Below are 24,367 nucleotides of genomic sequence, written 5' to 3'. Positions count from 1 at the left end.
CGAACGACGAGACGCAAACAGAACACACCGAAACTAATCACGCGAACGACGAGAACACCGAAACTAGATCAGAAGGGATTAAACGTCGAGTTGTTGGCCAGAGTATTGGGAACCAGCAACGAACGAAGAACCCCCGGGAAGCTCACAGAGTTTCCCGGGGGTTTTCATCGTTTCCGGCGGAGATGACGGCGCACATTCAGCGTTCGAGTTCGCCGTTCGGTTGGCGTGGCGCTACACGGTTCATGGTGGCCAAGGGTTGGTGTTTGTGCTGGTCAGGGGTTTCTGCTGGGCTGGGCGAGGCCATAGCGGCCAGTCGCGCGGGGTGGGTTTTCGGCAGTGGTGTCGTGCTGGGGCTGGCCTCGCCGCCGGTGTCGGGAGTGGTGCTGGGGTCTTCCGCGCCGGGTTGCTCGGTGTCGGGGGAGCGGTTGTCTTCGGCGGCTTGCGCGGCCATGTCGTGCTCGATGACGTCGAGGCGTGCCTGGGCGTCGGCGAGGTCAGCGGCGCGGGGGAAGGGTTTTCCGATCTGCGCTTCGCTGCGCTGGATCTCGGTGTAGCCGCTGTCGATGTCGGTGCTGATCTTGGCTCGGAGCGCGTCGAGGTCGCCGAGGCGGTTTTCCAGGCGGGCGATGACGCCGGTTCCGCCGCTGGTCCAGTCCTTGTCTTTGAGGGTGACCGCCGTGTTGGCAAGCCCGTGGATCTGCACGGCGACGTCAGGGTCGGGTGAGGCCATCGGCTGGTAGGCCACCGCGGTCAACTCGACACCGCCGAGCTGGGCGAACCGTTCCAGCGTCGCGCTCTGCCCGGTGCCGAGCCCGGAGCAGTCGCGCTGGAACCGGTGCAGGTGCTCGATCAGGTGGTGTTGCGCGGTGGTTCGCTCGGTGGTGCGGGTGCCGTTGATGGTCATGGTGAACGCTTCTCCCCGGGTGGGGCGTCGCGCGTGCAGGGCGTGGTCGGCGTGCTGCTGTTCGGTGTGCAGGCGCACCAGCGAGGCCTTGGTGGTGGTGATGAGGTCCGGGAGCCGCCGCTGGGCCCGGTCGTGACCGCGCGCGAGGCGTTCCAGGCGGATGACGTCGGCTTTGGCCTGGGCGTGGTCGAGCAGCAGCGGGTTGCCGGTGGCGAGGGCTTTGACCTCGTTGTAGTTCAGGGCGGTGTCGCCGATGTCCTCGATCTCGCGGGTGTCGAGGCGCCCGCGCATGACTTGGGAGATGAACTCGGCCTTGCGGGCGACGGTCTGCCAGGAGTAGCCGTCGAAGGACCCTTCGGTGACGTAGCGCAGGATCCGCACGTTGGGGTTGAGGTTGCCCTGGCGGATGATGCGCCCGTCGCGCTGGGCGAGGTCGGCGGGTCGCCAGGGGCAGTCCATGTGGTGCAGCGCGACCGCGCGGGCTTGGACGTTGGTGCCCACGCCCATGCGTTCGGTGGAGCCGAGTAGCACGGCGATGCGCCCGGCGCGGGCGGCGGCGAACAGTTCGCCTTTCTCCCGGTCGGTGCGGGCTTCGTGCATGAACCGCACCTGCTCGCGGGGCACACCCCGGGCGGCGAGCTGGTCGCGCAGCTCGCCGTAGACGCTCCAGCTGCCGTCGTTTTTCGGGGTGCCGAGGTCGCAGAACACCAGCTGCAGCGACCCGCGCACCGGATGCTCGCCGCCCTCGGGCCCGGGGTAGGCGTCGTCGCGGTGGGCGGTGTGGATCTCGGCGATGTTGTCGGCGACCACGTGGACTTTGCTGATGTCGGGGGTGCTGCCCCCGACGAGGCGGATGTCCAGGGCGGCGGCGCGGCCGTCGCTGGAGATCTTGAGCATGTTGTCTTCGGTCGGGTCGACCCCGCCGCTGCGGACCCGGTCGGCGCGCTCGGCGATGTCGGCGATGTAGCGCTCGAGTTCGGGCGAGGCCGGGACGCTGATCGTTTCCGGTTCCCGCTGCCCGTCCGGGCGCTGCGCGAGGTCGGGGGTGGCCAGGTCGAGGTCGACGGCGGTTTTGATGTCGGCCGACAGGTGCCACATGCGCAGCAGCTCGGGCACGTTGCGGAACTTCGCGAACCGTGTCTTGAGCCGGAACGAACTGCTGTCGGGAGACAGCTCGATCGCGGTGACGCTCTGCCCGAAGGTCGCCGCCCAGGAGTCGAAGTCTTCGATCCCGGCGTCTTCGAGCAGGTCGGGCCGCAGGTAGCGCTGCATCACGTAGGCCTCGGTCACCGAGTTCGCGATCGGGGTGGCGGTGGCGAACGTGCCCACACGGTTGCCGTGCCGCTCGCGCAGGTAGTGCAGCTTCATGTCCAGGTCGGAGGCCCGGTTGGATCCGTCGATCCCCGCGCCGGGGATGTTGGACGGGGTCCGCAGGTTCTTGTAGCCGTGGGCCTCGTCGACGACGAGGTAGTCGATGCCGGTGGCCTCGAATGTCAGCCCGGGGTCGCGGTCGCCGTCGAGTTTGCTCTTGACGCGTTCCTCGGCGCGCAGCAGCGCGGCCTGCATCCGCTTGACACCGAGCGGGTTCTCCCGGCTTTGGACCTTCTCCAGCTGCGCCCGCATGACCTCGACCTCGCGTTCGAGGTAGGCCCCCTGTGCCTCGGGGGACATGGGGATGCGTTCGAACGCGCCGCGGGTGAGGATCACCGCGTCCCAGTCCCCGGTCGCGCAGCGAGCGACGAATTCCCGCCGCCGGTGTCCGGATAGATCGTCGCTGGAGGCGACCAGCAGCTTCGCCTGCGGATACAGCTGCGCCCACTCGCGGCCGAACTGTTCGAGCATGTGGTTGGGCACGATGACGCAGGGTTTGCGGACCAGGCCGAGACGGCGCAGCTCCATGCAGCCCATCGTCATCTCGGCGGTCTTGCCTGCCCCGACCTCGTGATACAGGCCCACAGCGGGTTCGTGGATCATCCGCGCCACCGCGGCGACCTGATGCGAGCGTGGTTCGAAGGTCAGCGCCAGGCCGGGCAGTGACAGTTGCGCGTCGTCGTAGCTGCGGGTGACGATCGCGTTGAACTGGTCGTTGTAGGTGCGTGCCAGCCGTTCGGCGCGGGCGGGGTCTTCCCACACCCACTCGCTGAACCGTTCGTTGAGCGCGGTCGCTTTCTCTTGTGCGAGCACGGTGGCGTCCATGTTGAGCACGCGCCGGTCGGACTCGCCGGGTCCGCCGGGGATGGTGTCGAACACCGTGATCGGGCGCTGCTGCAGCAGCGCCTGGGCCAGCATCGACGCCGGGGCTCGTTCGGTGCCCCAGGTTTCGGTGGCGGCCACACCGAGCTTGCGTCCGCTGACCTGCCAGTTCGACGCCCCGGCGTGCTGCACGACCAGCGACCCGTCCTGCAGCGTGTCGCGCAGGAACGTCTGCACGTCGTCCTCGCCGATCCAGATCGACCCCAGTTGCGCGGCGATCTCTTCCGGCGGGATGTCGGCCGGGATGACTTCGCGCAGCGCGCTGATGTTCGGCGCGTAGCGGGTATCGGTGGCGGCGGCCTGCTCGGCGGCGGCGAGTTTGCGGCGCACGTTGCCGGAGAGGTATTCGGCGGCGGGGACGAGCCGATCGGTGCCCGGCTCGTCGAACACCAGCGTCCCCAGCTGGGCGCGGGCGTCGTCGGTGCTGGCGCCGAGCAGCCGCGCCACGTCGTCCAGGCGCACCTCGGCGTGGGTGTCCAGGCAGATCGCCAGCGCGTCGGAGGGGGAGTCCGCACCCAGGCGCGGGGCGCGGGGCGCGACGACCCGGCGGGCGAAGATGTCGTCCTTGGTCGCGGTCTGGCTGGCGCTGTCGAACCGTTCCAGCGCCTGCACCGTGGGGGCGTAGGGGTCGAGGCGGAATCCGCCCTGCTGGGGCCGGATCCGGGCGTACTTGTCTTCCCCGGTCTCCGGATCGGTGCGGCCGGTGCGGCGCAGGGAGAACCGGTTGATCGGCCCGTACCGGGCTGCGTAGTCGTCGTAGCGGGTGTTGAGCTCACCGCGCAGCGCGTCCAGCTCGGTGGTGTCGTTGAGGTCGGCCGCCTCGGTGCGCAGCAGGGTGACCACGGTGTCGCGCAGCCCGAGCAGCGCCCGCAGTTCGCCGGCCTGCGAGGCGGGCACCGCGTGCGGCTGTTCGCGCCCGCCGACCACGACGGTGAACGTCCCGTCGTCCACGGCGGTGATGTGCCCTTCGGGGCGCTGGTCGGCGGCGGCCACCAGCGCGGCCGGGCGCCGCTGCGGGTCCGCCTCGACCGGCGCGAGGTCCAGCCCGCTGTCGCGGGCGGTGCGGGTGAGCACGCCGAGGGCGTCGCGCAGCGCCGGGACGAGTGGCCGGTCGGCGGCGACGTGCAGGTCGTCGGCCCGGTACATGCCGTGCCCGTCGCCGGTGCTCATCCGCCCGAGCACCATCTCCGGGTGGGTGCGGAAGTAGGTGTTGATCGGGATTTCGGTGTCGTTCTCGCCGAGTCGGACCTTCTCGGCGCGTTCCCACGCCACCGGCTGTGGGTCGCGATCGGGTTCGCGGCGGCGCAGGATCAGCAGGTCGGTCACAGCTTGGGTGCCGGCCGCGCGCTGATGCGCCCCCGAGGGCAGCCGCACCGCGCCGAGGAGGTCGGCCAGCTGCGCCATTTCCCGGCGTGCCGCGGGGTTGACCGAGTCCATTGTGTAGCGCGACGTCAGGACCGCGACCACACCACCGGGTTTGGTCAGGTGCAGCGACTTGAGCAGGAAGTGGTTGTGGATCGAGTGCCCGGACGGGTTGTGCCGCCGGTCGGTCAGTGCGGCGTCGCCGAACGGGACGTTGCCGATCGCCAGATCGAACGTGGCGTCTTCGGCGCGGGTGTCGGCGAAGGATTCGGTGAGGATCTGCGTGCCGGGATAGAGCCGTTCGGCGATGCCTGCGCTGATCGGGTCCAGCTCGACCCCGACCACGTCGGCACCCTCGGGTGCGGTGCCGATGAAGTGCCCGATGCCGCACCCGGGCTCCAGCACCCGCCCATCGGAGAACCCCAGGTCCTCCACGGCCGTCCAGATCTCGCGGACCAGGCCAAGGTCGGTGTAGTGAGCGTTGAGGACGTTGCGTTCAGCGGCCGCCCGCTCGGTAGAGCCGAGCAGTTCGTCCAGTTCGGCGCGGGCCCAGGCGAATTCGTCGCGGCGGGTGTCGAACACCTGCGCCGCCGCGCCCCATCCGCTCCACCGCGCGAGCACGGCCTGCTCGTCGGCGGTGGCGGGGCGGCGCTCGACCTGCAGCTGACGTAGGTAGGTCAACGCTTTCAGGTTCGCCCGCACCCGTGACACCGTCCCGGACGGGGCCAGGTCGTCCTGACTGGACGGCCGCCACACCGCCGGACCTGCTCGACGCCGCCCACCGCCGTCGTCGACAGCCGCGGGGATGGTGTCCGGGGTGAGCTCCGGCGCGTCGCGCGCTACGGGCTGCTGCTGTCCTGCTCCTGCCACCACAGGTTGGTCGGATCCTCGGTCATCGGGATCCAGTCGGTGTTCCGCTCGCCCGCCGGCGTCGGATTCGCCTCGGTCGAGTCCTCGTCCATCAGCGAGCCCGGTTCCGCCGGGAGCAGCACCCGCTCGGCCAGCACTTTCTCCCGCGCCTGCTGGCGTGCCGCGTTCAACCGGCCCACCTTGCCCAGGTAGTCCTCGTTCGGCGGGTCCTCGCCCGCCAACTGCTCGGTCAGCTGGTCGATCTCGGTCTCCACTTCCTGCCCCAGTGTCGAGAAGAAGCTGTCCGGATCGGTGATCGCGCTGTACCTGCTCGGCAGGAACCGCTGCCAATGGCTCCGGGCCATCGCTGCGTACTGGTTCATCGGCTGTTACCTCCGCCCACAGTGTCTCCAACGACAGTTGGCCGTCGGCCGGGCGATCACGCCTGCGTCGTGCCACTCCCATCACCCCGGCAGTTGACGCTACCCGTTAACACCCGTTGACGTCACGAGCTTGCATGAGCGGGATGTCCCGAGTTCGGGGCACTACCGGAGTGGGTGACCGATCGCGGGGCCCCAACCCCGCGCCAGGGCTGGCCGCCCCGGACCCCGCAGCCGGGAGGAACGGCGGTGGCCAGTGCGCAGTCCTCGAATCCGAGAGCGGGCCGCGCGTCACAGAAAACCGCGATGAGCAGCGAAAACGCCTTGCAATTAAACTCTTAAGAGTTTAAGATTGAGGTATGGCAAGGGAGGAAGACAGGAGGGAGAAGGACATGAAATCCACGAAGCGGGAGTCGGACGAGCACTTCCTGGAGGAGTCCGTGCAGGTGTATCTGCGGTTCTCCGACGGCCGGTGGGTGCTCGACCGTCCGACGCTAGACGGGGCGCCGCTGGACTCGGTTTTGACCGGCGGGGCGAGCAACAGCGAATGCGAGTGTGGCGACCCGGCCGGGTGCGAGAGGGCCCGCGCGGTGGCCGATCAGGCGCCGTTGCCGAACGCCGAAGACCTGTACGCCCTGCTCCTCGAAGCGCTGGCGTAGTCGCCAACAGAAAGCACCGGCCGGGGTGGCCTCACCTTCCACAGATCACCCACCCCGGCCGGGTTCCCCGAACACATGGAACGGAGAAACCCATTATGTCTCTGACGTTTACCGACATCTTCTGCGGTGCGGGTGGCAGCAGTATCGGCCTGACCGGCGCCGGGTTCGAGCTCAAGCTCGCCGCGAACCATTGGCCACGGGCGATCGAGACGCACGCGAAGAACTTCCGCGACGCCGAGCACCTGTGCGCCGACGTGTCCAACTACGACATGCGCCGCCTGCCGTCCACCGACATCTTGTGGGCGTCGCCGATCTGCACCGAAATCAGCCCCGCCGGGGGCCGCAAGCGCAGCCGCGCACAGCTGGACCTGCTGGAGCAGGGGCCGATCGCGCAGGCCGGGTTCGAGAAAACCCGGGCGACGTTCATGGACGTCATCCGCGCCGCCGAGGTCCACCGCTACAAGGCGGTGCTGGTCGAGAACGTCACCGACGTCGCGTCCGACTGGGAACTGTTCGACTGGTGGGTCAACGGAATGAAGATCCTGGGCTACAACGTCCAGTTCACGTCGGTGTCCTCCGCCCACGTCGGTGACGAGACCAACCCGCACGCCCCGCAGTGGCGCGACCGGCTCTACATGACCTTCACCCTCGAAAGCATCCCGCTGCCCGACGTCACCCCGCGCCCGCTGGCCTGGTGTCAGGACTGCGACGAGCAGGTCAACGCCGTGCAGTCCTGGCGCAACGACCGCCGCCGCAAGATCGGCAAGTACCGCCAGCAGTACGACTACCGGTGCCCGAACCGCGCCTGCCGTCACAGCATTGTCGAGCCCTACGTCCTGCCCGCTGCCGCTGCGGTCGACTGGTCCGACATCGGCGAGCGCATCGGCGACAAGCGCAGGCCGCTGCGGCCGAGCACGCTGAAGCGCATCGCGGCCGGACTGGAAATGTTCTGCGCGCCCACGATGGTCACCGTGACCCACGGCAAGGACAGCGACGGCCGGGCCTACCCCGCTCACGGAGCCCCGCTGCCGACGCGCACGGTGAAAATCGGCGATGGCTTGGCCGTCCCCGGTTACCTCGTGCCGTCCGGGGGCACCTGGCGCAACGACCCCACGACCCTGCACAACCCGATGCCCGCCCGCACCACACGGGAAAACGACGCCCTCGTCTGCCCGCCGTTCGTGACCGTGCTGCGCAACCACGGCACCGCCACCCGGATCGACGCACCCCTGACCACGGTGTCGGCCGGAGGCAACCACCACGGCCTGACGGTGCCACCCGGTGCCACGATCCCCTGGGATCCCAACACCCTGGTCATCCCGTACCGCAAGGGCGCCACCGCCCACCGCACCGACCGCCCGCTGTCGACCCTCGCCACCCGGGAGCAGCACGGCGTCCTGCGGTCCGCGATCGAGGTCGAGGACTGCTTCTACCGGATGATGCGCCCGCGCGAGCAGCTGCGCGCCCAGCGCTTCCACGACACCTACGAGGTCACCGGCAACATCGGTGAACAGACCATGCAGGCCGGAAACGCCGTCTCCGCCAACGTGCCCCAGTGGCTCGGCAGGCAGGTCGCGAAAGTTCTCTAACCAGCGGGGCAGAGGTGAGCCGCCCGGCCAACAGGGCGGCTCACCTCACATCCCGTACAACCAAAAATCACAGCACCCCACCTTGAATCTTACACTCTTAAGAGTGTAAGATTGGGGTACAACAGAACACCGGCCGAGGTGGTCTCACCTTCCACAGATCACACCACCGGAGCGGGTCCAGTCCCCGAACAGTGTTGAGGAGAAACCCATGTTGGACATCGCGAAGCTGACCGAGGACCGCAACCGGCTGGGCGCCACGGAGTTCCTGCGCCGGGCCTGCACCGGCGAGTACGGCGCCGAGGTCGAGCAGATCGGCAGCGACCAGTTCGGCGAGCCCGACCTGGCCGACATCCTCGGTGACGAGGCCCTCGCCGACTCGCTCCTGACGGACGCGAGCGCGCGGCAGTCGCTGTACGAGCAGGAGGCCGCCGAGGGCCGCAGCCAGCCGTGATCGACACCGCCCGGTGGGGTGGGACCGTGGTTTGCAGCCCGGTCCCACCCCACCGGCATCTGTCCGCTTCGACCAGTGAGGATCAGCCCCCATGACCCGCCCCAGCGCACCTCAGGCACCGGACGTCGAGCAGCGGCTCGACGCGGCGCTGGAACAGATGTGGCGCACCATCCGGGAGCACCACAGCGAGCTTCCCGCGAGCCCACCGCTGGCCGAGCGCACCCACCTCGAGTCCGGCGGTGCGCTTCTCGACCCGCTCACGAACCGGTACCCGCGTCGCAACGAGCTGCGGGACGGGGCCGAGCAGACGTTGACCGCGCTGCTGCACGAGGCCGCGCACCAGCTCGCCGAGACCCGAGGCCTCACCGACACCAGCAACCGCGGCTACTACCACAACCGAGTGTTCGCCGACCTTGCCGACGAGGTCGGTCTCGACGTCGCCAAGGACGACCCCGCCAAGCCGGGGGGAGGTCCCGGAGGCTGGTCGAGGATCACCCTTCCCGAGGCCTGCGCCGCCCGCTACGCCGAGCAGCTCACGGTCCTCTCCGACGCACTCGCCGACTACCCGCGCCCGACACCGCCGCCCAGCCGCAACAACGTCGTGGCCACCTGCGCCTGCCCTCGCCGGATCCGTCTCGCCCCCAGCGAACTGGCCAAAGGCGCCATCCACTGCGGATTGTGCGACACCGACTTCACCACCGGCTGAGGTTGGCGGCCCTCGGGCTCAGCGACCACGTTCGTCACCCGCTCGTGCCGAGAGCTCTCGCTGATCAGCCCGCCGAGGTGGTGATCCCGCCGCCGGAGTCACCGTCCCGGCGGGCACAGTGGGAGATGCCATGTGGGCCAGCGCCGCCGGATGCGGGCGAGCGCCGTGGCGGTCCGGTCGCGGGTCGTTCTCACTCAACTGGCGTGCCCGCTCGGTGACGGCTCGCTGCGCGGCCCGGTCACTTTTGGGCACCTCACCCAGTTCCTCGGCGACGGTGACCGGATCCAGATCGAGGCGCTGCGCGATCCGCAGTGCCTGCTCGGCGACCACCTGCGGCGGCTGCCCGTCCAGCACGCGCACCGCGTGCCGCATCGCGTCCACCCGCCCGTCCACGAACTGCAGATGGTCGGCGAACGCCTCGATCCGGGCGTCGACCACCAAGTCCAGTCCACGGCGGGTGCGCGTCTGGTCCAGATATGGCGCCAGCGCCGCCCCCGGGTGTGCCCGGGCCCACGACGCCGGATCGTGCCCCTCGGGCAGCACCGCCGCCCGCACGTCCCGCTGCAGCGGCAGCGTCATCTCCACCGCCCGCACCGTCGCGGCCCGGCCCGCCGCGTCCCCGTCGTGCGCGAAGACCAGCGTGCCCGACCGCGACGCCGTGGCGATCGCCGCGATCTGCTCCGGCGACACCGCCGTGCCCGACGTCGCGACCGGCGCGACCCGGCCACCGTTGCCGGTCGCGGCCGCGACCGCGAGCACGTCGAACGGTCCCTCCATCACCACCGGCACCGAGCCCTCGGCGAGCGCCTGACGCTGCTCGTGCAGCCCCAGCAGCGCCTTGCCCTTGTCGAACAACTCAGTGGAATTGGTGTTGAGGTACTTCGGGACCGACTCCGATGGATTCGGGTCGAGCGTGCGCCCGATGAACCCCGCCAGCCGACCCTGCTCATCGCGCAGCCCCACCAGCACCCGGTCCCGGAACCGGTCGATCAACGTGCCGCGCCCGGTCTGCTGCACCACGCCCGCGTCGAGCAGATCCTTGTCGGCGAACCCAGCAGCCCGCAGGTGATCCAGCAGCGCGGTCCACCCAGGCGAGGCGTAGCCGACGACGAACCCCGGTGGCAACGCCCGCCCGTCACCCACGCGGTCGCGCATGTACTGCTGCGCGTGCGGTGTCACGGCGAGCTGGTCGCGGTAGAACGCCGCCGCCGCGACGTTGACCTGTTCCAGTCGCGCGAGCCGGTCGGTGGCCGGGAACAGGTCTCGTTCGCCGACCTGCTCGAGCGAGCGAGCCCGGGGACCCACGGGGCGGTCGGCGAGCGCGGCCGCTACTTCGGAACGCTCGGCGAGCGCACTGGCCTCGGTCTGAGCACGGTGCCCACGCTCGAGCAACGCCCGTAGCGACCGCTGCTGCTGCGGATCGTGCAGCGTGGGCTGCAGGCACACCTGCGCGGCCGCCAGCACCCGCCGCGCGGCGGCGTAGGCCTGACGCGGATCTGCCGACGGTGCGGGCCCGTCGTAGCCGGGGGGAGTGAGGTTGTGCGCGCGCAGCACCAGATACCGCACGGCCGCCGCCTGCGCGTCCAGGCCCGCCGTGCCCTGCTGGCCTGGTTGTGTAGGCGCCAGGACCTGCCGTGCCAGCTGCTCCGCCAGATCACCAGTGGAGAGCTGCTCGACGCCGGCGAGGACCCCGTCGATGGGCCGCAGCCCCGGCTGGGCGGCGACGTCGAGCAGCGCGGTGTGCAACTGCTGCTGCGACAACGACACCCGCTGGCCGGACATACCAGGGTGATCGGGAAGGGGATGGGTCTGTGCCCGGTCGAAGACGTACGCCGGGCGCACGTTCTCGACGCGCCCGTCCAGGGGGAGCGGACGGTCCAGGATCGCGATCCCGTGCTCGCCCTTGCTGACTTGCCTGCCCAGGTCCTGCCACCCCTGATACGGCGCGACCGCCGTGGCGTCCGGTCGTTGCGTCATCAGCAGCATCAGGTTGTCGACACTGAACTCCCCCTGCGGGAAGCGGCCGGACATCTCTACCCACGCCTGCCATCCCGTGTCAGTGCCCAGCTGCGGCACCATCCGATCCAGATGCCCGCGCAACTCCGCGAGCGTGTGCTGCTCCCGCCGCTGCCGTTCCTCGCTGCGGGCGCGCGGCCGATCGGTCCCCGCCATGACGCCCCCCTCAGCGCTGGCCGTGCTCCGTGCCTTGCTGTAGCTGCCGTACCTCGTCGCGCAGCGAATCCAGCTGCCGCTGCTGCGCGGTCAGCGTGCGCATCAGGTCCTCGATCTGGCGCTGATGCCCGGCCAGAACCTCAGCCCAGCCCACATCGTCGGTCGTCCCGTCGTGATCCATCAGCTACCCCTTCACCTCGCCGCCAGGCGCCGACGGCGCCTCGCCCGCGCCGGACGACGCCGACACTCCTGCGGAGACCGCAGAACCGTTGCCGGACGGTGGCGGTGTGCTCGACCGAGAGGGGCGAGACCCAGAACTGCCCGACGGCCGCCGCTTACGCGGCGCGGTGAACCCCAGCCGCCGCAGTTCGGCGGGATCCCACCCAGTACGCACCGCAGCCTCGTACTGTTCGCGAACCTCGTCTTCCCCCTTGCGCCGTGCCGTGCGCGCCTGAGCTTCCCGTTCCTGCAGCGTCTCCAGCTTGCGGGCAGCCTCGGCCAGCGACTCGATGACCGGCAGACGCTCCTGCAGCAGCAGCTCACGCGCCGCCCGCGCGGCTGACTTCTTGTCGTGTGCCATACCGGGAGGGTAACCGGATTTCGTAAACATGTGTAGACGTAGTTAGTAAACAAGTCGGGAGGAGAGGGGTGGTGTGTACCCGTCGTGTCCAGCGCACCCGGCGGGGTCAGGAGTTCGTGGCGTCCCCGGATCCACGCAGCTGTTTCCATTTCGCGTCGTAGTCCTGCTGCTGTTCCACGACCCGCTCCAGAATCCGCTCAGCGGCTCGCGGGGAGTGGCCTTTGATGTCGATCTCAACGCCTCCGCCGACGACGTGGACACGCTTGTCCTTGTTTCGATCGAGGAACGTTGTGACGACTGGATTCAGTTGCTTGGCGAGGTACGCACTCGTGAGCGCGATCGTGGTGGGTAGTGCACCTTCGCGGATGTACACCTCGAGGATCCCGAGGACGGACCCCTCGGAGAACTCCATGACGTTGCTGGAAAGCAGACCAGCCTCGTGCAGGAGCCCCCGCAGCTCATCGACGTACTGGGGGCTCACACGGATCGTGAAGGAGCCATTTCCGGGGTGCCCAGCCTCGATCTTCAACGTCAGCTCCGGCTCAGCGTTAGCGACCATGCGCACCATCATCCGCCACTCAGATTCCGCCGTGCGGCACTTCGTCTGACATCGAGCCGCCCCAAGGCCTGCCCTTCGCTGTTCCCTGCGGTCCCGTGCGCCGCCACAGCGGCGCCGGCGCGCGGTAGCGCGACGTCCTTGTGGCGCGCACTCCGTTCGCAAGCGCGACGCGGAAGCTCGCGTCACTCGCTGCTGCGTCGAGGGCGTGTGCTCGCAGGCTGCGCGCACGCTGTGCAGCCGCCACGGCGGAGCAAGATATGCGATCAGCCGTGCTGATCGCGACGAAGGGCTTGCCGGTCGGGGCCGGTTCGACCCACACTCATTGTGGGTCGAGCGCTGCGCTGGGCCAGAACAGACCGGCCGCGGGCGGCCGAGCAGGGACGACACCCTCGGGGGAGGGGGAGCGATGCGGATCAGCCGACGGGGATCGGGGACGCGCCGGGTCCGGCATCCGGGCGGCCGGAGGCATCGCCGTGAGGTCAAGATGACCGACGAGGAGCTGCTCTACATCGAAGCGGCCGCCACGGCGGCGGGGCTGAGCGTGCCATCGTTCCTGGTGGCCTCGGCGATGACCGCACGGGCCGCGCCGGGTATGAGCGTGGCGCAGCGGGAAGGGCTGGCAGCGGAGATCCTGGGAGTGTCCCGGCTGCTGCGTCGGACAGCGGACAACCTGAACCGGCTGACCCGGATCGCGCAGAGCCAGGACAGCCTGCCGCACGAGGTACCCGCCGCGGCAGCTGCGGTGCGCCGCTATGTGGAGACGTTCGCCGGGATCGTGGCCGAGCTCGACCCGCGCCGGAACGGGACGCGATGATCGTCAAACACGCCGCGCGCAAACCCGGCACCCGCGACCGGCTGGTGGGGCTGATGGCGTACCTGGCCGGCCCTGGCACCCGGGAGGAGCACAGCGACCAACGCATCATCGCGGCGTGGGATCCGACCGTGACCGACATCGAGATCCGTGAGCCGAGCGAGCAGATGGACCTGGCGCACGAGATGGAGTTCCCCGCCCGGATCCGGGAGATGGAGCCACCGAAGAACGGGTTCGTCTACCACGTGCCGATCTCCCTGCACGCCGACGACCCGCGCTTGTCCGATGAGCAGTGGGGCTACGTCGCCCGCAAGGCGATCGACAAACTCGGGTTCGGCGACTGCCGCTGGATCGCGGTGCATCACGGCCTGGCCCGCAGTGAGCAGGGCCCCCGCGACCATATCCACCTGGTGGTGCACCTGGCGCAGGAGAACGGCACGATCGCCAGTACCTGGGGCGACTACAAGAAGATGGCCGAGCTGCGGGCCGAGATGGAGGACGACCCCACTCTCGGACTGCGGGTGAAGACCCAGCGCGGGGGCGGCGGCCGCGAAGGCTGGCGACAGGGCGAGCGCTACCGCGCCGAGCGCGCCGGACGCGGCGAGACCGACCGCGAACAGCTGGAACGCCTCGTGCGGGCTGCGGCCGGCCCCGCCGAGTCGGAAGCCGACTGGGTTGGGCTGATGCGCTCCAGCGGAGTGCTTGTCCGGGCCCGGTACGCCCCGGGCGGTCGCAGCGAAGTCGTGGGCTACTCGGTGGCGCTGGCACCGGAGGCCGGTGCGCAACCGGTCTGGTACGGCGGTGGCCGACTGGCGCGGGACCTGTCGTTGACCGCGATACGACGACGCTGGGACGGCCACGATCCCGCCGCGTCACTGGGTGCGTGGTCGAAGAACGCCACCCTCGACGCCCGCCGCCCCTTGGTGGCCAGCAGCTGGTCACAAGCTCACCGGGCCGTTGCCGACTTCGAGCGGCTGGCGCTGGCCACGCCGCTGTCGGACACCGTGAGCTGGCGGGCCTACGCCCGCGAAACCGCCGAAGCACTGGCTGGGTTGTCCACCCGCGCCCCACAATCGGAGCGGATCGTGCTGCAGCGCGCCGCCACGCAGTTGTCCCGGGTCGCCGAGATGCCACACGGGCAGTTGCGTGGTGTCCCCAGCCGGGGTGCGACCGCCATGCGCGCTGCATGCCGGGTCATCACCAGCGCCGCCATCGCCGAGCGGGGCGGCATGACCGCGGTCATCCAGCTCACCGTCCAGCTGGCCCGGCTCTCTGCCGCCGTGCGCCGCGCCAACGAAGCCAGCCAGGCCGCCGCCGCTGCGCGGATGAGCGCCGACGCGGAAGCGAACCTGCTCGCGATGCACCACCGACTCCAGGCGTCGACAGTCGAGCGCCGCGGCGGCCGGGCGGCGCAGCTTGCCGCAGATGCTTCCCCGGCTGTGGCTCCCTCGACTCCGTTTCCGGCACCGTCCTCGCCAGGCCGGTCCACCAGTACCGGGCATGGCCACGAGAACGTGCCCGGCCGTTGACAGGAGATTGTTCCGAAGAGAGCGAGCTGGCGTAGTCATGATGTCTCGCCGCTGCGGTTGGCAAGATGGGCGAGATGACGAGCACGAGCACGACCGCCCAGCTCCTCTATCTTGAGGTCGATTTCGGTGATCGCCCCGCACTCGCGACACTCAGGACAGGTGTGCTGGCAGTCGAAAGGCTTGCCGCCCTGGCCTACGACCTGCACGATCCACCCCCGCACTCGGCGGACGAGCCGTGGCCCTGGCGGCGCCGGATCACCGTGCCGCACTCCTCGTCCAGGAACACCCCGGAGGGCGTGAACACCTGGGTGCAACCCGTCGTCATCGAGCGCACGTCGCTGGCAAGTCCGTGGGTGACGGTCCTGGCCGAGGCCGCCAAGTCAGCGCAACCGCTGTACTACACATGTGGAACGCTGCTGGTGTTGCACCGTCTGCTGAACATGACCATGAGCTGGCAGCGCCACCGCATGGACATGCGCGAGCGCCAGGAGCAGATGGGGTCACCCCCGCGCGGGGTGCGCGGCGAGGAGGGCCTCGTCGACGACGAGGCACCGGTTTTCCGGGCGGTGCGCGAGACCACACCACAGATGCCGGAATCGGAGATGACGCCGTACACGGAGAGGTGGCCGGGTTTGGACGAGATGCCGCCCACCCCGGAGATGGTGGCCACCAAGCGGCTCCAGCGGCAAGGCCGAAAGCTTCTCCGTAGCGACCTCGTGGATCACGAAGGAGTCTCCCGGAGAGAGCTGGAGAAAGGTGTCGTCGAACTGCAGCGCAGTGTGGAACGTGCGGCCAAGATCCTGGGCCAGATTCAGGCGAACGAGATGATCGCTGAGGACGATCCCCGCGCTACTGGATAACGCCAGTTTCTCGTCAGAGGAACAGGGTTCAGGAGGTGGCTGGAACTAGTGGTGTTCGGCGCTGTTGTTCTCGCGGGACTCGCCCTCTTTGGCGGCCTCGTCGCCTGGTTCTGGAGGAGGAACGCCGGCCATCCCTCGCCGCAGCAGCGAGCTGCCGAACTAGAGCTGCTGGCTCGCTCTGGGGTGACACGCCAAGCAGTCGAGCAGCCTGAAAGTCCCACGCGCCCGCCTTGGTGGCGCATCGCATTGACAGTGCTGTTCCTGCTGGCGATCGTCGCCTTCATCGTCGTGATGCTCAACAACGGAGCCACGATCCCGGTCTGGTCCCCATAGGGACAGAAGGTCAGGAAGCGGATCCCTGTAGACGATCCTCGTTCGACATTATGATCGCTGGGGCGTCGTGTTTGTAGAGAATCCGGCTGGTGACACTGGGGTCGCACAGTTCCTGGCATGTGTTTTCTCGAGAGAAGGGCGTGTGACGCTAGCTGGTGTGTCGGCGCCGCTGTCTACCCTTGCCTGATGCCTCAGCTCCCCGCCCCAGTTCGCGAGGTGCGCTCGTGACAATCCACGCGTTCATCGACGAATCCGGGCGCGACCGCAGCTACCTGGTGTGCGTGAGTGTGGTCGCGCCGGCGCAGCTGACCTCGCTGCGTCAACAGATGCGGGGACTGCTGCTGCCCCGGCAGCGGGAGCTGCACTTCAAGAAGGAGAAGGACCCCCGTCGCCGTCAGCTCGCCGACGCGATCGCCAAGCTGGACGTCGCCGCCCGGGTCTACAGCACCGACTGCACCCCGAAGACCGATGAGCTGGCACGACAACGATGCCTGCGCCGCGCCGTGGAAGACCTGCTCGCCGACGGTTGTCATCGCCTGGTCCTCGACACCCGCGAGCACCGCAACGTGCACGACAAGAACACACTGCAAGCGGCGTTGGGTGCACGGCCGTCGAAGACGGAACTGACCTATGAACACCTCGACTCCACCCTGGAACCGCTGCTGTGGATCTCCGACGCGGTGGCCTGGTGTTATGGCGCCGGCGGGGACTGGAAGCGGCGGGTGACACCAGTCGTGGAGAGGGTCATCCCGCTGTAGAAAGCGAGAAACCCATGAGACGACCGTCCGGACGCGTCATGGGTTTCCATACGGCGACCCCACCGGGGTTCCGCACTGCCAAGAATCCTCAGAACGTGCGATTTTGTCAACTTCTGTGACCACGCTGCACAACTCGGGCGGGTTGTCGTCAGGGCGCAAAGGGTCGGAGGGCCCTGTCTGAGCATCGGCGGCGGTCACTCGGCCACCGTAGTCGGCCTGGTCACCGTCGCCGCCTTGCCACTATCAGCCTGCGGAGATGACCAGCGCGAGCCGGGGACGGCGGGGGCTGCGGGTGACGTCGGCAGGGTGGGGCCAGTCGTCGCGGCAGAGCCCGGCCGCTGGGGTCGTCCATGTCGGGAGAACGCTTGTGTAGGCGTGGATCAGGCCGACGTGATTGAAGTAGCGGCCCAGATAGCCGCCCACATTCGGCAGGGCAGTGGGTGGGGTACCGCGGTCGTCGATCTGATTTCGGACGCGGTCGGCATGCTCGGCGTGACGTCGGCAGAACCAGTACACCTCGGACACCTGGCCGGTGTGCATGTCGTGTTCGGTGACGTTGAGCCGGGCGGTGGCGCCGCACACCAGGTCACGGTCGCTGCGCTCACGGGGCGTGGGAGCTGCTGCAGCGGTACGGGCCCGGTAGGGGCGCAGGCGAGGTCCGACGCAGGTGCCGGGGACGCGGAAATGGCGAGGTATCTCGTAGCGCGGTGCGTCCTCGGCGAGGGCCTGTTTGTGCCGCCAGCGTCCGTTCTCGTCACGGCCCAGCAGCGTGGCGGCCCGGTGCAGCGAGGGCCCGGCGTCGGGTTTGTGCCGGTCCGGGTCGCGGGTGCAGACCCAGGCCAAGGCCAGGGCCAGCTCTCGTGTCGCGGCCGGGAGCTGGTCGGCGTAGATCCGGGCGACGAGATCGTCGAAGGCCTGCACGTCGGCGAGTTCGTTTCCGGCGTCCGGGGGGTGCGCGCTGTTCATCGGCGCCTTCTCCTTCGCGGGTGGGGGTCAGGGGCGGAAGTGGTGCCGCGGTTCTGGCCAGGCGAGCACCACCGCGACGACCTCGGTCACGGTCCCGACGACTTCGGCGTGCAGCCCGGGGTGTGAGGCCAGGGCGAGCGGGGCGTAGTCGTCGACGGTGTCATCGGCGCGGTACCCCTCGGCGTCGTACTCGCCGTACACGAGCACCACGTCGCTGATCGAGTTCCAGGTCCGCCGGTAGTGCAGCACCACCACGGTCCCGTGCTCACCAAAGATTTTGCGTCCGCCGAATCCATGGTGACGCAGCAGCTGCAGTGCCACGGTCGCCTCGCTCACGTCGATGCTCCCCACCGGGCGAACGGCCCGCGCAAAACCGTGCGCAGCCAACCGGGTTGGCGATGCCGTGCGCCCCGCTGGGCAGGAGCGTCGAGGTAGATCGGCTCCGGCGGCAGTCCGCGCGAAGCCAGCAGCGCATCCAGACACCGCTGGCACGGCTGCCCGACCGGGGTGATGGCTGGGGTTACGTGCACCTCGTGCCCGCACAGGGCGGGGCAACGCCCGGTGGTGCGTGCCGACGAGAAAGCTTCGTCGGTGACTTCGTGCGACTGCCCGTCGACGCCGCAGGTGACGGGCAGGGTGTAGACCCGCTCAGCCATGGTCATCACCCCGCACGCCGTGGCTCCGATGACCGGAGCGGGCGATGTCCAGGGTGGTGATGGCGGTGAGGGCGAGGGCAATCACCAAGACCGGTGCCAGGTCGAGCAATGTGTGCCACATCGTGTGCGTCCCCTCGGTGGGAAGCGGCGGTCCGCCCGGCGTGGGGGATGGGAGTGCCGCTCAGGCGGACCGCCGCTGGTGTGCGCCCGGTTCGCACCTCGCGCCGTGACGCGGGGGTCTGCTCGCCAGGAATCAGTACCGGGACCTGGCGGTGCGGTGCGGGGGAGAGGGAGGAGCGCTTCCCGTCGGGTCAGGCTCCGGCCTCTGGGGAAACCCGTGCCTGCTCACCGCACCGCCAGGAGCTACCGTTGTAACTGGTTTGGTTGGTAGCTGGCTTCAAATGTAGAGGTTCACATTGTGAACGTCTACATTTGAGGTATGGCCTATCCGGGTGAACCGCTGGCTCAGTACGTCGAGGAGACCGGAGTGGGAGGTAGCCCTGTGGTCACGCTGAACCCGACCGCGATCAGACGCTGGATCGCGATCGAGATGCAGCGCCTGCGCCAGGCGGCCGACCACAAGCCTGAGGACGCGGCGAAGCGGATCGGCAAGGCGAAAACAGTCATTCACCACATCGAGACCGGGCGGAACCTCCCGGCACCGGCAGACCTGGAAGTGCTGCTCAACCTCTACGGTGTCGCCGAACGAGTGCCCTTTTTCCGCGAGCTGGTCAAGAGCGCGAAGCGCGGCACCGACTGGTGGATCGGCTTCACCAGCACCGTGCCCGAGTGGTTCAACCTCTACCTGGGGCTCGAATCGGCCGCGGCGCGGATCAGCAGCTACGACAGCCAGTGGATACCCGGGTTGTTCCAGACTCGCGAGTACGCCGAAGCGCTCTACCGGGCCGGTGAGCAGCGGATGACCGATGACGAGGTCGCCTCCGCCGTCGAGTTGCGGATGGCCCGGCAAGAGATCATCACCCGCCACGACGATCCACCCCAGATTTGGTGTGTACTCGATGAAAACGCGCTGCGCCGCCAGGTCGGCGGGCCCGACGTCATGCGGGCCCAGCTCGACCGGCTGGTCAAGCTCGCCGAGCTGCCGAACGTCGACATCCAGATCGTGCCCCACGCGATCGGCGCTCACGCCGGTGCTGAAGGCACCTTCACGATCCTGGACTATCCACCGGACTTCGAGGGCGACCCCGGCACCGTCTATGTCGAGACCCGCCAGCAGGGCATCTACTACGAACGCCCGGAACAGGTAACCGACTACCGGCGCGTTTTCGAACGCCTGCAGGTGCAGGCCGAGAAACCAGAGAAGTCACCCGCACTAATCAGCAAGGCACAGACAAAGGACACGCGATGAACGCGGACGCGGCACGAGCCGCCCTCAGCAACACCTCCACCGGGTGGAGCAAATCCAGCTTCAGCAACGGCGGACAGAACGGGTGCGTCGAGTTCAACTTCGACCTGCCCGGATGGGCCGGGGTCCGCGACTCCAAGCTCGGCGACGCCAGCCCGGTCCTAGTGTTCAACGCCCGCGAGATCGACGCCCTGATCGCAGGCATGAAAGCCGGAGAGTTCGACGGCCGGATGTAGCCGGAGGTAGCAGTCCGCCGCGCGCAACGAGAATCAATCAGGGCGTGGCATCGCTGTTCCGGCCCCACGTGCTTCTACGGTGACGCCACACGCCGCGTCGGTGAGGCAGGAACCGGAGGTCAATCCCGTGGTTCGACCACAGCGCAAACGCGGATTCAAGGGGCTGATCGGCACGCCGATGACTCGATCTCCCCGGCAGGGTTCGCAGCGGCGGCCCCAGTACAACGACGAGATGTGCCCCCGGTGTTACTCCGTCGCCCGGCAACCCTGCCGAATTGTCACCTCCAAGCTTGGCGCATCCGTTCTCCGGCTGGGCAAGGCCATGACCACGATGCATCCGGAACGGGTGCGCAAGGCATCGCCACCACGTCCGGCCGAAGACTGAATCACCTCTCCTCTCTGATCTCGCACTGCACCATCTGCGGCGGAGCGAGCGTGCGGGCCGGGTGACACCGGGCCCGCACAGTGCCCACCATGTCTACATTTCACGAGCTTGGGTCCGGCCGGTCTGTCACCACCGCTGTCTACTCTTGCTGGATGTCTTCACCCACCGTCCCGGTTCCGGCGACTCGTCGCGCGTTCGCTGACGAGTCGTTCCGCGAGGCCGACGGGGCGGGCGGGTTCTACGTGGTGGCGGCTGCGGTGTTCGAGCCCGATGGGCACGAGGTGGCCCGGGAGGTGCTGCGGGAGCTGTACGGCCGCAAGCGCCAGGGCGGGAAGCTGCACTGGAACCAGATGGAGCGGCCCGAACAACGGGCCGTGGTCAAGACGTTGGCGGAGCTGGACGCGCTGCACGTGGTGGCGGTCGGCGGCCCGGTGCCACCTCGACGGCAGGAACGAGCGCGCGCGAAGTGCCTGCACCGCCTGGTGGTGGAGCTGCACGGCTACGGCGTCGAGCACCTGCTGATGGAAGGGCGAACCGAGCGGCTCAACACCCGCGACGTACGCACCGTGCAGGGAGCGCGATACACCCTGCCAAAAGGGACCCAGTTCGCCATCGAGCACCGGCCGGGACCGAAAGAGCCGCTGCTGTGGGCGGCTGACGTCGTGGCCGGCGCGGTACGTCAGCACCGCGAGGGCGATCCCGAGTGCCGAGCGGTGCTGGAGCAGTGTCTCTACGAGGTCGAGGTAATTACCGGCTGCTGACATGGCCCCGTTCGGTGGCGATCACACCCACGATGCCCAAATGTGCCCAGTAATGCCCTACACTCGTGGATGAGTCCGCCGCCGTGGGTGGCTGGGCGAGTCGCAAGGCCAGGTGCTACTCGGGGCAGACCGGGACCCTGGCCTTACGCATATCCACAGCAGCCGGACCCCCGCACGGCCCTGGAACGGTGGCGCGCGCATAGCGGAGAAGAACGCTGGGCCAGCTGGGAACTCGTCCAGCGCGCTCGCTGCCGCTGCGGAACCTTGTATGGGCCGGAACCCGCAAACGCGCCCACGCGCTACTGCTCGAACCGCTGCCGCACTGCCGCCTGGCGTGCCCGCCGCAATATCCGTTGATCATGACGTTGAACCGTCACATCCGGCCCCACGCGGGTGGCGTGGTGACACTTCGACGTCATGATCAGCATCGATCGCTGGAGTTCGAAGGCAGCTTGCTAACCGCCGGGCAACGTGAGGCGGTAGTCAAACGAGTCACCGTTGCCGCGATGGGCAAGCAGGCCGTCATCGAGGACAAAAGCGTGCAGGTGCTCGGTGAGTGTCACTGCAGTGAAGCGGTCATAGACCAGCGGCGGTTCCTCGCCGTCTTCTTCGGTATCCCGGTTCATCACCCCGCTGACGTACGACCGATAGAAGTCGGGTGTCAAGAAGTTCAAGATCACTCCGTCCTGATCAGCGGCGTCGGCCAGTGCCTCCACCAGGACGCTCTTCACCATGCTCATGCTGATCTCGTCTGGGATACCCTGCCGGTATTCGTCGGGCGTGACGAATCTGGTGCCTGCGACAGCAGCATCGGTAGTGATGTCCCAAGGGCGTCGCTCGGACAGTTCACCGGTGTTTTTGGTCATTTCAAAGAACTCCATGATCAAGCGACGGACGCGGGCCTGTCTGGCCAATGGGAGCAACTTTGCCACGCCCCTCCGCCCGGCGACGGTTCAGGCGGTGGCCCCCTGGATTGCCCTTCGGGAATGAAGTATGCGGCGGGCAGCGTCGGAAACCGGATGGGGCTGGCTTTCTCAGATGCGAGCGCGACATGTGGAAGGGTTGATGCACATGGCGTACTCATCGCCGGTCATGGGATCTGTGAGTACCTGAAGGAAACGGCGGAAGTTGATCCAGTCGGTGTCGGCGTAGATCACTCCGCACAGCATGCACTCGGCGCCGTCGAGTCTGTGCGAGTCGGCCAGGGCTCGATGTGCTCGGTCGCGGTTGGCCCGGGGAGTGGTTCCGAATCCGCAGCGGCACCAGGCTCGGTACCGGGTCCCGGCGGGCGTGAGTCCACTCATCCAGTGCACGACCACAGGCTCGATCGACCGTGGCGAGGGGCGCCACGAGTCGAGGTCGTGCAGGCCGTAGCGGAGTGTCAGCTCATTGGCTTTGGCGAGGGCGGCGTCAGCTTCGGGAGTCGGAGTGCCGGGATGGCTGGCGCGAGCGGTGAGCGCACGCACTTTCCGGGCGATCGTGGCGTGGTTCATGCGCTGCCGGGTTCGTCGTCGGACTTCACGAGCCGGAGTGCGGGCGGCCCGGTCGGGGCAGCGGGCTGCTGGTCCGCCTGGGCGCGCAGTTCGTCGCGGACGAGGCGGGCATGGGACAGCCACTGCTGTGTGGTGCGGGAGCGGGGACGTTCGGCGGCAAACTGTTCCCACAGCTGCACCTCCCGCTCGGCCAGCGCCAGGCGCTCACCCACCGGAGGCAGACCGTCGTGGGCCTGCCAGAGCTGGTGGCGCCGGTCGGACAGTGAGGCCAGCTCGGCATCCGCGTCCATCCGCGCCAGTCCACCGGAGACGGGATTGGGGGCGTGCTCGGGCTCGTCCGGGTCGCGCCGGCGCGCAACCCACTCGTCCAGCTCGCGCGCGTGCTCCTCCGGATCGCGGGCCGCGGGGTGCAGGCGATAGCGGACCTGGCCAATTTCCCCGGTGTAGTCCGGATTCTGGGGGGCGCGCAGCTCGTCACGAAAACGCGTCTCGGCCTGGCTGAACTTTTCGTGTGCCGCCTGCTTGGACATGCCCAGGATGTCGCCGATGCGTTCCCAGCTGGTGCCACCCAGGCGCTCGAAGACCACGACCGCCTCGAAAACCCGCTGCGCGGCCCCGACTAGACGAGCGGCGTCCCCGATCCACATGCCATCCGAGAGTGCACGGCCGTTATCGCCGAGCTCGTACTGATCGATGGGCACGAACGACCGCGCGAAGTCGGAGAGTTCGTGCGCTTCGGCCGCCATCACCATCCGCGCCCGGGACGCGTCGGTGAACGGCGGAACCACACCCTCAGCTTCAGTGCACATTCCGTCAAGCTACGCCTGACGCGGGTGGTTTGTCAGGCATAGCTTGACGAACCACCCGAATGGCGGCGGCGATCTCGGCCTACTACCTATATCTTGTGTTATAGGTAGTGATTCGCGAGACAGGAGGAGCCATGCCAAGCGGGGGCAACTTATCGCTACTTATCACGATCAGTGGTGATAGCCTTCTCGGCATGAGCCGATACCGCGAGATCGCCGACGACCTACGCGAACGCATCCAAGCCGGGGAGTGGTCCGTGGGCAGCCAACTGCCCGGCATCACCACGTTGCAGGACCACTACGGCGTGCGCGGCTTGAACACCATCCGCGCAGCCCAGCAGGTGCTGGTGGCCGAGGGGATGCTGGAGACGCGCCAAGGTGCCGGCGCCTTCGTTACGAGCGCGACCTCCTTACGGCAGGTGAACGTGGTGGACACCATCACCGAGGCCCGCGACGCGCTGACCACCGCTCTCACGGCACTGACCGCGCAGCGCCGTGTCCTTGTTATCGACTTCGACGCTGAGGACGACGAGACCCACTTCGTCCTCACCAGCGCACTGGGCGACTGGGCGGTCCAGAAGCGGTTCGAGCTCCAGGACGAGACCCACGAGCCGACCCGTCAGCAATGGCTCCGGTGGGCCAAAGTAGCCGAGGCCCTGATGACTCGCGCCAACGACACGTGATCCGACCCGCCACTGACGAGAGGACCGGGCATGACACTCAATGAACACGGCATCGACATTGACCGGATCGCCGCGGGCAGCGTGGTGCGTTGCCTTCAGGGCGGCAACCCACTCGACGGCGGCGGGAGAGTGCGCACCGTCCACATTGACCACCGCGAGGGCGGGCGGCTCACCGCGCACACCGTGGATCAGCTGACACCACAAGGTTCCACCGACTTGCTGCACGTCAACGACATCACCGGCATCGAGTGAAGGAGTGA

26 protein-coding genes are annotated in these 24,367 nt (G+C 68.4%); 14 read left to right on the top strand and 12 right to left on the bottom strand.

Going from position 1 to position 24,367, the window contains the following annotated elements; translation table 11 throughout:
• Nucleotides 1-196 precede the first annotated feature (196 nt).
• Both FCN18_RS33455 and FCN18_RS33450 read right to left on the bottom strand, forming a co-directional pair.
• Entirely contained in the window at nucleotides 197-5,389 is a 5,193-nt protein-coding gene (locus FCN18_RS33455; protein ID WP_137097023.1) for a helicase-related protein, read from the bottom strand.
• Nucleotides 5,359-5,751: a hypothetical protein gene (locus tag FCN18_RS33450; RefSeq protein WP_137097022.1), complete on the bottom strand. Its 393-nt coding sequence runs from the start codon at nucleotides 5,749-5,751 to the stop codon at nucleotides 5,359-5,361. The genes FCN18_RS33455 and FCN18_RS33450 overlap by 31 nt, the downstream gene beginning before the upstream one ends.
• 389 nt (nucleotides 5,752-6,140) lie before the next feature.
• On the opposite strand from FCN18_RS33450, the gene FCN18_RS33445 reads away from it, so the two are divergent.
• From FCN18_RS33445 to FCN18_RS33430, 4 genes are all read left to right on the top strand, one after another.
• Complete coding sequence (locus tag FCN18_RS33445) at nucleotides 6,141-6,407, top strand: hypothetical protein (protein ID WP_137097021.1); 267 nt, start codon at nucleotides 6,141-6,143, stop codon at nucleotides 6,405-6,407.
• A gap of 95 nt (nucleotides 6,408-6,502) precedes the next feature.
• The gene (locus FCN18_RS33440; protein ID WP_137097020.1) at nucleotides 6,503-7,996 is read left to right on the top strand and encodes a DNA cytosine methyltransferase; all 1,494 of its coding nucleotides are present in this window, start codon (nucleotides 6,503-6,505) and stop codon (nucleotides 7,994-7,996) included.
• A 208-nt stretch (nucleotides 7,997-8,204) separates the two neighbouring features.
• Complete coding sequence (locus FCN18_RS33435; RefSeq protein ID WP_137097019.1) at nucleotides 8,205-8,447, top strand: hypothetical protein; 243 nt, start codon at nucleotides 8,205-8,207, stop codon at nucleotides 8,445-8,447.
• Between the two features lie 91 nt (nucleotides 8,448-8,538).
• On the top strand, nucleotides 8,539-9,153 hold the full coding sequence (locus FCN18_RS33430; protein ID WP_137097018.1) for a hypothetical protein: 615 nt from the start codon (nucleotides 8,539-8,541) through the stop codon (nucleotides 9,151-9,153).
• 18 nt (nucleotides 9,154-9,171) lie between these two features.
• On the opposite strand, the gene FCN18_RS33425 is transcribed toward FCN18_RS33430, so the two are convergent.
• The 4 genes from FCN18_RS33425 to FCN18_RS33415 form a co-directional block, all read right to left on the bottom strand.
• Nucleotides 9,172-11,325: a toprim domain-containing protein gene (locus FCN18_RS33425; protein WP_137097017.1), complete on the bottom strand. Its 2,154-nt coding sequence runs from the start codon at nucleotides 11,323-11,325 to the stop codon at nucleotides 9,172-9,174.
• A gap of 10 nt (nucleotides 11,326-11,335) precedes the next feature.
• Nucleotides 11,336-11,506, bottom strand: coding sequence for a hypothetical protein (locus FCN18_RS39305; protein WP_158303223.1), 171 nt, complete (start codon nucleotides 11,504-11,506; stop codon nucleotides 11,336-11,338).
• A 3-nt stretch (nucleotides 11,507-11,509) separates the two neighbouring features.
• On the bottom strand, nucleotides 11,510-11,905 hold the full coding sequence (locus tag FCN18_RS33420; RefSeq protein ID WP_137097016.1) for an ANIS5 family metal-binding protein: 396 nt from the start codon (nucleotides 11,903-11,905) through the stop codon (nucleotides 11,510-11,512).
• Nucleotides 11,906-12,011: 106 nt separating this feature from the next.
• Nucleotides 12,012-12,464, bottom strand: a complete 453-nt coding sequence (locus tag FCN18_RS33415) for a hypothetical protein (RefSeq protein ID WP_137097015.1) — start codon at nucleotides 12,462-12,464, stop codon at nucleotides 12,012-12,014.
• Nucleotides 12,465-12,870: 406 nt separating this feature from the next.
• Here FCN18_RS33415 and FCN18_RS33410 point away from each other — a divergent pair, with 406 nt between their 5' ends.
• The 5 genes from FCN18_RS33410 (at nucleotide 12,871) to FCN18_RS33390 (ending at nucleotide 16,755) form a co-directional block, all read left to right on the top strand.
• Nucleotides 12,871-13,278 (top strand): plasmid mobilization protein, encoded by a 408-nt coding sequence (locus FCN18_RS33410; protein ID WP_407675807.1) that lies wholly within the window; start codon nucleotides 12,871-12,873, stop codon nucleotides 13,276-13,278.
• Nucleotides 13,275-14,804: a relaxase/mobilization nuclease domain-containing protein gene (locus FCN18_RS33405; protein ID WP_137097013.1), complete on the top strand. Its 1,530-nt coding sequence runs from the start codon at nucleotides 13,275-13,277 to the stop codon at nucleotides 14,802-14,804. The genes FCN18_RS33410 and FCN18_RS33405 overlap by 4 nt, the downstream gene beginning before the upstream one ends.
• Nucleotides 14,805-14,878: 74 nt before the next feature.
• Entirely contained in the window at nucleotides 14,879-15,664 is a 786-nt protein-coding gene (locus FCN18_RS33400; protein ID WP_137097012.1) for a hypothetical protein, read from the top strand.
• A gap of 48 nt (nucleotides 15,665-15,712) precedes the next feature.
• Nucleotides 15,713-15,997: a hypothetical protein gene (locus tag FCN18_RS33395; RefSeq protein WP_137097011.1), complete on the top strand. Its 285-nt coding sequence runs from the start codon at nucleotides 15,713-15,715 to the stop codon at nucleotides 15,995-15,997.
• 224 nt (nucleotides 15,998-16,221) lie between these two features.
• Nucleotides 16,222-16,755 (top strand): DUF3800 domain-containing protein, encoded by a 534-nt coding sequence (locus FCN18_RS33390; protein ID WP_137097010.1) that lies wholly within the window; start codon nucleotides 16,222-16,224, stop codon nucleotides 16,753-16,755.
• Nucleotides 16,756-16,998: 243 nt separating this feature from the next.
• Here the strand turns inward: FCN18_RS33390 and FCN18_RS33385 are convergent, their stop codons facing one another.
• From FCN18_RS33385 to FCN18_RS33375, 3 genes are read right to left on the bottom strand one after another with little or no spacing between them, the layout of a single operon-like run.
• Nucleotides 16,999-17,721 (bottom strand): hypothetical protein, encoded by a 723-nt coding sequence (locus tag FCN18_RS33385; RefSeq protein ID WP_137097009.1) that lies wholly within the window; start codon nucleotides 17,719-17,721, stop codon nucleotides 16,999-17,001.
• A gap of 27 nt (nucleotides 17,722-17,748) precedes the next feature.
• Nucleotides 17,749-18,057, bottom strand: coding sequence for a hypothetical protein (locus FCN18_RS33380; protein ID WP_137097008.1), 309 nt, complete (start codon nucleotides 18,055-18,057; stop codon nucleotides 17,749-17,751).
• On the bottom strand, nucleotides 18,054-18,377 hold the full coding sequence (locus FCN18_RS33375; RefSeq protein ID WP_137097007.1) for a hypothetical protein: 324 nt from the start codon (nucleotides 18,375-18,377) through the stop codon (nucleotides 18,054-18,056). The genes FCN18_RS33380 and FCN18_RS33375 overlap by 4 nt, the downstream gene beginning before the upstream one ends.
• A gap of 439 nt (nucleotides 18,378-18,816) precedes the next feature.
• On the opposite strand from FCN18_RS33375, the gene FCN18_RS33370 reads away from it, so the two are divergent.
• From FCN18_RS33370 to FCN18_RS33360, 3 genes are all read left to right on the top strand, one after another.
• Entirely contained in the window at nucleotides 18,817-19,746 is a 930-nt protein-coding gene (locus FCN18_RS33370) for a helix-turn-helix domain-containing protein (RefSeq protein WP_228714254.1), read from the top strand.
• Nucleotides 19,743-19,979 carry a DUF397 domain-containing protein gene (locus FCN18_RS33365; RefSeq protein WP_137097006.1) on the top strand — a complete coding sequence of 79 codons (237 nt, stop codon included), beginning with the start codon at nucleotides 19,743-19,745 and terminating at the stop codon, nucleotides 19,977-19,979. Before FCN18_RS33370 ends, FCN18_RS33365 begins: the two co-directional genes overlap by 4 nt.
• A gap of 537 nt (nucleotides 19,980-20,516) precedes the next feature.
• Nucleotides 20,517-21,125 carry a hypothetical protein gene (locus FCN18_RS33360; protein ID WP_137097005.1) on the top strand — a complete coding sequence of 203 codons (609 nt, stop codon included), beginning with the start codon at nucleotides 20,517-20,519 and terminating at the stop codon, nucleotides 21,123-21,125.
• A 455-nt stretch (nucleotides 21,126-21,580) separates the two neighbouring features.
• On the opposite strand, the gene FCN18_RS33355 is transcribed toward FCN18_RS33360, so the two are convergent.
• The 3 genes from FCN18_RS33355 to FCN18_RS33345 all read right to left on the bottom strand — a co-directional run bounded on the left by FCN18_RS33355 (nucleotide 21,581) and on the right by FCN18_RS33345 (nucleotide 23,406).
• Complete coding sequence (locus FCN18_RS33355) at nucleotides 21,581-21,991, bottom strand: hypothetical protein (protein WP_137097004.1); 411 nt, start codon at nucleotides 21,989-21,991, stop codon at nucleotides 21,581-21,583.
• Nucleotides 21,992-22,159: 168 nt separating this feature from the next.
• On the bottom strand, nucleotides 22,160-22,618 hold the full coding sequence (locus FCN18_RS40935) for a DUF2786 domain-containing protein (protein ID WP_137097003.1): 459 nt from the start codon (nucleotides 22,616-22,618) through the stop codon (nucleotides 22,160-22,162).
• Nucleotides 22,615-23,406 (bottom strand): hypothetical protein, encoded by a 792-nt coding sequence (locus FCN18_RS33345; RefSeq protein WP_137097002.1) that lies wholly within the window; start codon nucleotides 23,404-23,406, stop codon nucleotides 22,615-22,617. Before FCN18_RS33345 ends, FCN18_RS40935 begins: the two co-directional genes overlap by 4 nt.
• A gap of 212 nt (nucleotides 23,407-23,618) precedes the next feature.
• Here FCN18_RS33345 and FCN18_RS33340 point away from each other — a divergent pair, with 212 nt between their 5' ends.
• The gene (locus FCN18_RS33340) at nucleotides 23,619-24,107 is read left to right on the top strand and encodes a GntR family transcriptional regulator (protein ID WP_158303222.1); all 489 of its coding nucleotides are present in this window, start codon (nucleotides 23,619-23,621) and stop codon (nucleotides 24,105-24,107) included.
• Nucleotides 24,108-24,137: 30 nt separating this feature from the next.
• Nucleotides 24,138-24,359, top strand: coding sequence for a hypothetical protein (locus FCN18_RS33335; protein ID WP_137097000.1), 222 nt, complete (start codon nucleotides 24,138-24,140; stop codon nucleotides 24,357-24,359).
• The last annotated feature ends 8 nt before the right edge of the window (nucleotides 24,360-24,367 follow it).

The sequence above is a fragment of the Prauserella endophytica genome, from assembly GCF_005146945.1.
Taxonomy (GTDB): domain Bacteria; phylum Actinomycetota; class Actinomycetes; order Mycobacteriales; family Pseudonocardiaceae; genus Prauserella_A; species Prauserella_A endophytica.
Note: the sequence above shows the minus strand (reverse complement) of the source record. Positions and strands in the feature narration are given on the sequence as shown.

Excerpts from the sequence above, each read along its gene's own strand:
- FCN18_RS33450 (WP_137097022.1), bottom strand. The coding sequence starts at position 5,751 with ATGAACCAGTACGCAGCGATGGCCCGGAGCCATTGGCAGCGGTTCCTG.
- FCN18_RS33445 (WP_137097021.1), top strand. The coding sequence starts at position 6,141 with ATGAAATCCACGAAGCGGGAGTCGGACGAGCACTTCCTGGAGGAGTCC.
- FCN18_RS33440 (WP_137097020.1), top strand. The coding sequence starts at position 6,503 with ATGTCTCTGACGTTTACCGACATCTTCTGCGGTGCGGGTGGCAGCAGT.
- FCN18_RS33435 (WP_137097019.1), top strand. The coding sequence starts at position 8,205 with ATGTTGGACATCGCGAAGCTGACCGAGGACCGCAACCGGCTGGGCGCC.
- FCN18_RS33430 (WP_137097018.1), top strand. The coding sequence starts at position 8,539 with ATGACCCGCCCCAGCGCACCTCAGGCACCGGACGTCGAGCAGCGGCTC.
- FCN18_RS33425 (WP_137097017.1), bottom strand. The coding sequence starts at position 11,325 with ATGGCGGGGACCGATCGGCCGCGCGCCCGCAGCGAGGAACGGCAGCGG.
- FCN18_RS39305 (WP_158303223.1), bottom strand. The coding sequence starts at position 11,506 with ATGGATCACGACGGGACGACCGACGATGTGGGCTGGGCTGAGGTTCTG.
- FCN18_RS33420 (WP_137097016.1), bottom strand. The coding sequence starts at position 11,905 with ATGGCACACGACAAGAAGTCAGCCGCGCGGGCGGCGCGTGAGCTGCTG.
- FCN18_RS33415 (WP_137097015.1), bottom strand. The coding sequence starts at position 12,464 with ATGGTCGCTAACGCTGAGCCGGAGCTGACGTTGAAGATCGAGGCTGGG.
- FCN18_RS33410 (WP_407675807.1), top strand. The coding sequence starts at position 12,871 with ATGCGGATCAGCCGACGGGGATCGGGGACGCGCCGGGTCCGGCATCCG.
- FCN18_RS33405 (WP_137097013.1), top strand. The coding sequence starts at position 13,275 with ATGATCGTCAAACACGCCGCGCGCAAACCCGGCACCCGCGACCGGCTG.
- FCN18_RS33400 (WP_137097012.1), top strand. The coding sequence starts at position 14,879 with ATGACGAGCACGAGCACGACCGCCCAGCTCCTCTATCTTGAGGTCGAT.
- FCN18_RS33385 (WP_137097009.1), bottom strand. The coding sequence starts at position 17,721 with ATGAACAGCGCGCACCCCCCGGACGCCGGAAACGAACTCGCCGACGTG.
- FCN18_RS33375 (WP_137097007.1), bottom strand. The coding sequence starts at position 18,377 with ATGGCTGAGCGGGTCTACACCCTGCCCGTCACCTGCGGCGTCGACGGG.
- FCN18_RS33370 (WP_228714254.1), top strand. The coding sequence starts at position 18,817 with ATGGCCTATCCGGGTGAACCGCTGGCTCAGTACGTCGAGGAGACCGGA.
- FCN18_RS33365 (WP_137097006.1), top strand. The coding sequence starts at position 19,743 with ATGAACGCGGACGCGGCACGAGCCGCCCTCAGCAACACCTCCACCGGG.
- FCN18_RS33360 (WP_137097005.1), top strand. The coding sequence starts at position 20,517 with ATGTCTTCACCCACCGTCCCGGTTCCGGCGACTCGTCGCGCGTTCGCT.
- FCN18_RS33355 (WP_137097004.1), bottom strand. The coding sequence starts at position 21,991 with ATGACCAAAAACACCGGTGAACTGTCCGAGCGACGCCCTTGGGACATC.
- FCN18_RS40935 (WP_137097003.1), bottom strand. The coding sequence starts at position 22,618 with ATGAACCACGCCACGATCGCCCGGAAAGTGCGTGCGCTCACCGCTCGC.
- FCN18_RS33340 (WP_158303222.1), top strand. The coding sequence starts at position 23,619 with ATGAGCCGATACCGCGAGATCGCCGACGACCTACGCGAACGCATCCAA.
- FCN18_RS33335 (WP_137097000.1), top strand. The coding sequence starts at position 24,138 with ATGACACTCAATGAACACGGCATCGACATTGACCGGATCGCCGCGGGC.